Origin of the sequence: Mesorhizobium argentiipisi (SeqCode) (assembly GCF_037179585.1) — a bacterium.
Classification (GTDB): Bacteria; Pseudomonadota; Alphaproteobacteria; order Rhizobiales; family Rhizobiaceae; genus Mesorhizobium; species Mesorhizobium argentiipisi.
Genome location: NZ_JAPYKO010000141.1, coordinates 1 through 241 on the forward strand (window position 1 = coordinate 1; position 241 = coordinate 241).

The 241-nt window shown below is 70.1% G+C and carries 1 protein-coding gene; it reads right to left on the minus strand.

The window, feature by feature from the left end; translation table 11 throughout:
* Positions 1–229, minus strand: a 229-nt coding sequence (locus tag O7A05_RS34300) for a DUF5801 repeats-in-toxin domain-containing protein (protein ID WP_337097839.1), incomplete at its 3' end; no start/stop codon positions are given.
* Positions 230–241: the final 12 nt, after the last annotated feature.

Sequence of the window (241 nt, forward strand, 5' to 3'; positions counted from 1 at the left end):
TCACCGTGAAGGCGCCGCTGAAGGAGGCTTCCGCATGCGTCGAGCCGGCAGGGCCGGTGCCCGAGCCGTTGACGCCGTTGTTGGTCGCCGCCGTCAGGTAGCTCTCGTCCACCGTCAGCGTCGGCGCAGCCGTGCCGCTCAGCGCGATCGAGGGGCCGTCGTCCTTGATGCTCAGCGCGTTGCCGATGTTGAGCGACTGCGAGGCCTTGTCGCCGTCGCCGTCGGTCACCGTCGCCGTCAG